The organism is Longimicrobiales bacterium (assembly GCA_028823235.1).
Taxonomy (GTDB): Bacteria; Gemmatimonadota; Gemmatimonadetes; order Longimicrobiales; family Gaopeijiaceae; genus UBA2589.
This window is the reverse complement of record JAPKBW010000039.1, coordinates 1-7,858: the sequence shown is the minus strand read 5'-3', so window position 1 is coordinate 7,858 and position 7,858 is coordinate 1. Positions and strand designations below refer to the sequence as shown.

General features: G+C 62.2%; 4 protein-coding genes. All 4 read left to right on the top strand.

Going from position 1 to position 7,858, the window contains the following annotated elements; all coding sequences use genetic code 11:
• The first annotated feature begins 432 nt into the window (after window positions 1–432).
• The 4 genes from OSA81_12940 to OSA81_12925 all read left to right on the top strand — a co-directional run bounded on the left by OSA81_12940 (window position 433) and on the right by OSA81_12925 (window position 7,531).
• Window positions 433–1,728 carry an aminotransferase class V-fold PLP-dependent enzyme gene (locus OSA81_12940; GenBank protein MDE0899913.1) on the top strand — a complete coding sequence of 432 codons (1,296 nt, stop codon included), beginning with the start codon at window positions 433–435 and terminating at the stop codon, window positions 1,726–1,728.
• Complete coding sequence (locus OSA81_12935; GenBank protein MDE0899912.1) at window positions 1,725–2,201, top strand: M20/M25/M40 family metallo-hydrolase; 477 nt, start codon at window positions 1,725–1,727, stop codon at window positions 2,199–2,201. The genes OSA81_12940 and OSA81_12935 overlap by 4 nt, the downstream gene beginning before the upstream one ends.
• Before the next feature lie 38 nt (window positions 2,202–2,239).
• A complete protein-coding gene (locus OSA81_12930; GenBank protein MDE0899911.1) occupies window positions 2,240–3,703 on the top strand; it encodes an amidohydrolase family protein in 1,464 nt (487 codons plus the stop codon).
• Window positions 3,704–4,045: 342 nt separating this feature from the next.
• Window positions 4,046–7,531: an amidohydrolase family protein gene (locus OSA81_12925; protein ID MDE0899910.1), complete on the top strand. Its 3,486-nt coding sequence runs from the start codon at window positions 4,046–4,048 to the stop codon at window positions 7,529–7,531.
• The last annotated feature ends 327 nt before the right edge of the window (window positions 7,532–7,858 follow it).

Sequence of the window (7,858 nt, the reverse complement as noted above, 5' to 3'; positions counted from 1 at the left end):
GCGCGGCAGCATGACGTGACTCAACCGTCCCGCAAACTCAATTCCGCAGTCCCCATCAAGGAGGAGTTGGCATGAGCGTGTCGATCACGGTCGTGGTCGGCGCGTTCGTGACGGCTCTGATCTTGTACGAGTGGTGGCGCCGAGGCCGGTGAGCGTGAGCCCTTCAGCGCTCGGGGTTGCCGCTGGTGTTGCCGTAGAGCAGTCGGTGAGTATTCGCACAGCTTCAGATCGCTCGCGGATCGAGGGCGCAGGAGGCATCTTCTCCCTGTGAGTGACACCGACCCTGGCCCCACTGAGCCGCTACCGCATCGAGTCTGAACTCGGCGAGCGTTCAACCTCTGGTGACGGATCGAGTACTCCATCCCCAGTTGGGTGGCTCCAGGTTGGTTAGAAGTGTAAACGAGCCAAGGATTGGGTAATGGGGATGACGTCATGACGGATTCATTGGGACGACGCGCGTTCCTTTCGCTGAGCGGTAGCGCAGTGTTGCTGGCGGCAAGTCGCACGGGCTTGGAAGCGGGAGTCAGCAGTAACGGCAATTTCACGTCGAAGGCTGGTGACGACGATGCGGAAGTCTTCGCCGCCGCCCGGCGCGAGTTCTTGTTCCCCACCGAAGTTGCCTACTGCAACACCGGCACCCTCGGCGCGATGCCGCGCGGGGTCTTGGACGCACAAACGAACGAGTTGCGGCGCCTGGAGGCCGAGTTACCAGATTGGCCCTACTACACTCCGATTGGCGCACCACTGACGGGGTATCAGCCTCGGGAAGACATCCGCGCGGATGTCGGCAGCTTCATCGGTGCCGATATGGAGGAAGTCGCCCTCACGCAGAACGCCACCATGAGCATGAATTTCCTGGCGAACGGCATGACGTATAGTCCTGGTGACGAGATCATATTCACCGACCAGGAACACGGCGGGAGCTTCGGGCCCTTCAGGCTGATGGCAAAGAGATACGGGGCCGTCGTGAAGGAGATCAACCTGGACACGGCTGTGGCAAACGGCCCCGAAGGGGTGCTGGAGGCCTTCGCGGATGCGATCACGCGGAGAACAAAAGTGATCATGTTCTCCCAGATAACCTCGGGCTTTGGCCATCGGCTGCCGACCAAGGAATTATGCCGATTGGCCCGAGATCGGGGCATATTCTCGATCGTGGACGGGGCGCAGGTTCTGGGGCAAATGCCTGTCGACGTGAAAGACCTGGGCTGTGACGCTTATGTGTCCAGCCCACACAAGTGGCTGCTGGCGCCAAAGGGTACCGGCATCTTGTACATCGAGCGCTCACGGCAGGAAGAACTCTGGGCCACGCTCGGCAGTTACAACTATGACAACCGTGAAGACGATGCCTTCCGATTCATGCAATATGGCACCGGCAGCCCAGCCCTGTTGTTTGGACTGAAGGCGGCCCTCGATTTCAACCGCGAACTTGGAGTCGAGCGCATTGCGCGTTGGAATAACGCCATGACCACACAGTTGCATGAGGGTCTTCAGGAAATCCCCAACACCCGCATCTATACAAGTACGCATCCCGACATGTTTGGCGGGGCCACCACGTTCGGCCTGGAGAACAAGACGGCGGACGAATTACAGGACGCGCTATGGGAAGGGAAGATCCGGGTGCGTGCCCAGCGGAATAATCGAAGGGTGCGACTGTGTGCGCACCTCTATGTAAGCCCGGATGACATCGCACGAGCCCTGGATATTGTGCGGACGCTCGAGCAAGCATGAATCCAAAGGCTGCCAAACCACCGATGAGAGACGTTCAGGAGTACATCGGAGCTGGTCTGCAGCGCTTCACGGAGAAGATGTTCGACTTCCGGCGGATTCCGTTCGTAAGCGCCAGGTCTGATCACGACGGCGATACCCGCCATGGCGCCGAGTGGCTACGAGCTCAGATGGTTTTCGGAGGACTCGAGGCCGAGTTCATCGAGACGCCTAGTCATCCCAGTGTCCTGGGAGAGTCGCGGGAAGCCGGACCCGACGCTCCGGCCATCCTCGTCTATGGTCACTACGACGTGCAACCTGCCGAGCCGTTGGACCTCTGGGATTCGCCCCCGTTCGAGCCGGAAGTCCGGGACGGACGCCTCTATGCTCGTGGCTCGGCCGACGACAAGGGGCAACTCTATCTCCACCTGAAGGCAGCCCCTGTGCACATCGCCCTGAACTTCTTCGACGAACTGAAGACGCGGGTGTCCAACTGAAGCGTCGACGCGCCCTCCAGGCGTTCGCCGGACTGGGTATGGGCAGCGCGCTGAGCGGCCCCGACTTCCGTTCGCCCGACAATCATGCACGACGCCCTGCCACCCGCGGAGACGGACGGGTCATCGACATGGTGTTGCGCGACGCCTCTGCCTGGTTGGACGGCCCGGACGGTGTTCCCGAAGTCGTACACGGTGTCTCGGTTCGCATCGAGGGAAACCTGGTCGTTGAGGTGCAACGAGGTCAGATTGCCGGCGGCGACCAGATTGACCTGACCGGACAGCTCCTGCTTCCCGGCCTGATCAGTGGCCACACGCACGTAGCTGGAGGATCGTCCACGCGTGGACTCATCGAGGGTGGGCGGTCGTACGCTCGGCCGCTCGAGATCGTAGAGAACGAGTTGGATGACGATCAGCTCGACGCGCTTACGGCGTACAACTTGGCCGAGCTTCTGCGCAGCGGCTGCACTGCGCAGGTAGAAATGAGCATGAGCCTCCGGCAGGCCCGCAGCTATGCCCGAGTGGCGGAACGTCTGGGGGCGCGAGGTTGGGTCGGGGGGATGGTGCCCGGCATCGGTCGACTCTTCCCGATCTGGTTCGGGAACGACGAAGATCTCGCGGCCTCGGAAGAAGCGACGCTCGCCGAGATCGGGGACAACTTGGACTTCGCGCGCAGTCTTGGGCGGAGTGGTCTCGTCCAAGGCATGATGACCCCGCACGCCGCGGACACGCACACGCCACGAACACTGGCCGTCATCGCTTCTGCTGCCGTCGAACTGGGGACGGGAGTTCACACGCATCTCTCGCAGGGCGCCCGGGAGACCGAAACGATCCTCCGACGGTGGGGACGGACGCCGACCCAGTGGCTGTCAGAGGCAGGACTCCTCGAAGGCCCGTTCTTCGGCGCCCATTTTACGGCCCCTGATTGGGATGTGGACGCACCGATTCTGCGCGCCGCCGGGGCCGTGTATTCGACATGCCCGTCGGCAGGCGGGGCGGGCGGCGCGACGCAGCCCTGGCCCGAAGCCATCGCGGCTGGCGTCGCGGTGAACATCGGCATCGACACGCACAGCAACGACATGATCGAGAACCTCAAGCTCGCCGTCCTCTATGGTCAGGCACGCGCGGCCCTCCTCTCTGGCAACTCAGGCGGGCCGGCGGTAGAGGCGCCAACCGTGCATAAGGCCGTCCACGGCTGCACCGCGATCGCGGCCGACGCATTGGAGCGACCGGACTTGGGTCGCATCGAGCGGGGCGCCGCTGCCGACCTCGTGGCCGTCGACGTGAGTGGCTTCCTGGTCGGGTCGGGCAGCGCTCCACCAGAGCCGCTCCACAACCTCCTCTACGCCAACGGCCAAGCCGTTCGACTGGTCATGACGGACGGCCGACCGCAGGTGTTTGACGGTGTATTTGTGACGGAGGATCCCGATCGCATCGTGTCCGAGGGTGGGCGTGTGGCGCAGATAATTTGGTCGCGCCTCGAAGAGGAGGGGTGGTTCACCTGACGGCAGTCTGGCACGGATGAGTGCGATCTCTGACCGATGCGAGAGCCGCAGGGCGCTTGCCAGAGGCCGTTGAGTTGGAAGCTGTCACGCGGAAACGTCGCCTGAGCCTTCGCAGCCAGCCGGGCCGTGGCATGTTTGGTGTTGATCGCCGTAGCCGTGCCAAACGCTGAGAGGAAACGGTTCTGGAGTCGGAGCACTCCGGGGAGGGACGCAGGGGACGGACGGTGTAGGTGTCGAGTCTATCGGGACACGTGGCGGATCCCCTCCTGCCGGCCCACTCTTTCTGCGGTCCCCCCTAGGCGACGCTCGATTTTCTTGAATAAACATGGAGTGCCACGGACGATGTACCGACTAAAGCGTGTATTTCTTTGGACGTTCGTATCGTTCTTCACGGGCACCGCGATCGCTGCCCAGACCGAGGCGGAGAACGACAGTTCCGCCGCCGCCGCCCGGCAATCCGAGTCCCTGCCGCTGATTACGACGCGCACGCTCGAGTTCACAACGGACGAGGGTTCCTGGATCTCTTTGGACCTGTCGCCAGACGGTGAAACAATCGTCTTCGAGCTGCTCGGCGACTTGTATGCGCTGCCCGCCTCCGGAGGCGATGCGACCCGCATCACGAGCGGCCAGGCGTACGACATGCAGCCGCGCTACTCGACGGACGGTAAGCACCTCGTTTTCGTCAGTGACCGCAACGGTTCTGAAAATCTCTGGATCGCAGACGCAGACGGAACGAACCCTCGGGCTCTCACCACGGATGAGCGAGAGAACTACGTCTCGCCGATCTGGATGCCGGATGGCGAGTATGTAATGACGACCAAAGGCACCCAGCTCTGGCTCTACCACAAAGACGGAGGCTCGGGGGTGCAGGTCACGGGTCACCGAGAGGAGGGAGCCCCCGCGCCGCCCGCCCACCACGGCGCGGCAATGGCGCCTGATGAGCGCTTCGTGTGGGTCAATGTGCGTGGAAATCTGGGCGGCGGCTTCGCAACTGAATCACTAGATCCGTGGGAAGATCAATTCGGGCGGGATCATTCTCAGTCGAGGAGCTCTCAACGCCTTGTCGGAGCCTACCAGATTGGCCAACTCGACCGGGAAACGAATCGTGTTCACGTGCGCACGCACGAACTCGAAGGAGCGTTTCGACCGGTCCCGAGCCCTGACGGCCGTTGGCTCGTGTACGCCACCCGCTGGGATGCTCGCGAAGCCCTCAAGCTGATCGATCTGGAGACTGGCGCCGACAGCTGGCTCGTCATGGACGTGCAACGCGATGACTCGAAGGGAGGCGGAACGAGAGACCGTGACGTCTATCCGGGCTCTGCGTTTACACCGGACTCGCGAGCCTTGATCACCAGCTACGGCGGAAAGATCATGCGTGTCGAGATCCCGTCGGGGGCCACGAGCGAAATCCCCTTCACGGCGCACGTTGAGCAGGAACTCGGTCCGCTCGTGAAGTACGACTACCCGATCAACGATTCCACGCTCACCGTTTCGCAGATTCGCGGCGCTCGTCCCTCGCCCGACGGGTCTCGGCTCGCCTTCGCTGCTCTCGACCGCCTTTGGGTAGCGGAGATGCCAGACCGTGATCCTGCGGAGGGTGACGAACACCCAACGATCCGAAATGCAGTTCGTCTAAGTGAGTCCGGGGACGTAGAGCACGCCCCTGTGTGGTCGCCCGACGGCCGTTACATCGCGTTCGCTACCTGGAACGACTCGGTCGGGGGCCAGATCCACCGGGTGCTCTCGGACGGAGCCGGCGAACCGGAGCTTCTGACTCCGACGCCCGCTTTCTTCGACAAACTCGCGTACTCGCCGGACGGGACACGTATCGTCGCGGTGCGCGGTTCGAAGATGCACCGGATGCGCACACTGGAAGACTTCGGGAATCACAGTGGCGCTGCCGAGCTCGAGTACGTGTGGCTACCTGCCGATGGCGGTGAGCCGACACGCATTACATGGGTTGGCAGAGGGGCGACTCAGGAAGGCAGAAACGCCCCCCACTTCGGACCGGATGTCGACCGCATTTATGCCTGGGCGGGTTCCGAAGGGCTCCTTTCCATGCGCTACGATGGCACGGATATCAAGACCGTTGTGAAGGTCACCGCCCCGTCGGTGCAGGGGGGTGGTGGGGGCACCCCAGACGAAGTGGTGCTCTCGCCCGACGGCAGACACGCGATCGTTCGCGCGAACCGCAACGTCTTTCTGATTACGGTTCCTCCAGTAGGAGGTGAGGCTCCGACCGTCTCCGTAGCATCATCGTCGTCGGTCCCGACCCGTCGTCTCACGCGAGTCGGCGGGGACTTCGTCGGGTGGAGAAATGATGGAGCTGTGGCGCATTATTCGATCGGAAGGAGCTTCTTCGAGTACGATGTAGCGGTCGCCGACCTGGCGATCGCCGACTCACTCGAGGCCGCCCGAATCGAGGCGACGGCAGATGGTGAGGACGCCGCCTCCGCTGATGAGGACGATGAAGAGAGCGATGAAGAAGGGGAGGAGGAAGGTGCCCCCGTGTATGAGGCTGCCCGCTTCGACATCGAGATTACCCAACTCAAGGACAAGCCGCGAGGGACTGTTGTCCTGACAGGCGCGCGCCTTATCACCATGCGCGGCGACGAGGTAATTCAGCGGGGCGATATCGTTGTGCGCGACAACAGGATCGTCGGAGTCGGAGCGACGGGCACGGTTCCGATTCCGGAGGGTGCCGATGTTCGCGATATGTCGGGCAAGACGATCATGCCGGGCTATGTCGACATCCACGCGCACACATGGGTCGCTTGGGGCGTGCACCGGAGCCAGGTGTCTCAGTTCCTCGCCCAACTCGCGTACGGCGTGACGACCCAGCGGGACCCGCAGACGTCAACAGAGGATATTCTGTCGTACGTCGATCTCATGGAAGCGGGTGAGCTGATCGGCCCACGTCTCTATTCGACTGGCCCGGGCATATTCGGCGCTGATCGTATCACGAGTCTCGACGACGCTCGCGACGTCGTGAGGCGCTACGCAGACCACTTCAATACGCAGACGATCAAGCAGTACCTCGCGGGCGACCGCAAAGTGCGCCAGTGGGTGATCATGGCCGCCAATGAGCTCGGCCTCACTCCCACGACCGAGGGTGGTTCCAATTTCACCATGAACCTCACGCTCATGCAGGACGGTTACGCCGGCCTTGAGCACTCTCTGCCGATCAGCCCCTTCTATCAAGACGTTGTCGAATTGGGTGCATTCAGCGGTCTGGTCTACACGCCAACGCTGATCGTTGCCTACGGAGGGCCGTCCGGCCGTCAGTACTACCTGACACGCACGAACATGGATGAGGTAGAGCGACTCAAATACTTCACCCCGCACGACGAGCTCGATAAGTGGAAGAGCACCGATTGGTTTCGCGATGACCAATACCCCCACTTTCTTCATGCTGAGCAGTTGAAGAAGTGGATGGATGCTGGTGGCCAACTCGGTCTCGGGTCACACGGTGAGGTCCAGGGGCTGGGTGTCCACTGGGAGCTGTGGATGATGGCGTCCGGCGGGATGAACAATCACGCGGCACTGAGCATGGCCACGCTCATGAGCGCGGATGCCATTGGCCTTGCATCAGATATCGGCTCGATCGAGGTCGGCAAACTGGCTGACCTCCAAGTCCTGGGTGCCGACCCGCTCGAATCACTGGAAAACAGTACGTCGATCGAATTTGTAATGAAGAACGGGCGGCTTTACGAAGCGGACACGCTCACCGAAGTCTGGCCGCGGCGCAGGCCGCTTCCAACGCAATGGTGGTGGAGGCTTGAGCCCTCCAGCACACGGGGCGCAGAGCTGATTGGACAGCCCCACTGAGGGGATGGCGGTGATTTATTGGCCCCGCTGCTTAGGGCCTATCGTATGAGGCTGTGTTGATAAACTCGAACCCTCCTGCCGGGTTCAACATGTTGTTCGCGATCTGTGAGTGAACTCCTCCGAACTCGGAACAGTATTCTGCACGGTCAAGGCGATGCATGGGCCGTATGCCGCACGGTGAAGGCCAGTCGATGGTAGCACGCAGCGTGACGGCTCACGCATGGAGTGCGGCCGACTCACGCTCCCCGGTTGCCGGCTCATCGACACGCTAAGACTGATCCTGTTGGAGACGCGACGTGCGCCATACGATTCTCGGACGAGATCCCT

Bases quoted from the DNA above. Each gene is read 5' to 3' on its own strand.
- OSA81_12940 (MDE0899913.1), top strand. From the start codon at position 433: ATGACGGATTCATTGGGACGACGCGCGTTCCTTTCGCTGAGCGGTAGC.
- OSA81_12935 (MDE0899912.1), top strand. From the start codon at position 1,725: ATGAATCCAAAGGCTGCCAAACCACCGATGAGAGACGTTCAGGAGTAC.
- OSA81_12930 (MDE0899911.1), top strand. From the start codon at position 2,240: ATGGGCAGCGCGCTGAGCGGCCCCGACTTCCGTTCGCCCGACAATCAT.
- OSA81_12925 (MDE0899910.1), top strand. From the start codon at position 4,046: ATGTACCGACTAAAGCGTGTATTTCTTTGGACGTTCGTATCGTTCTTC.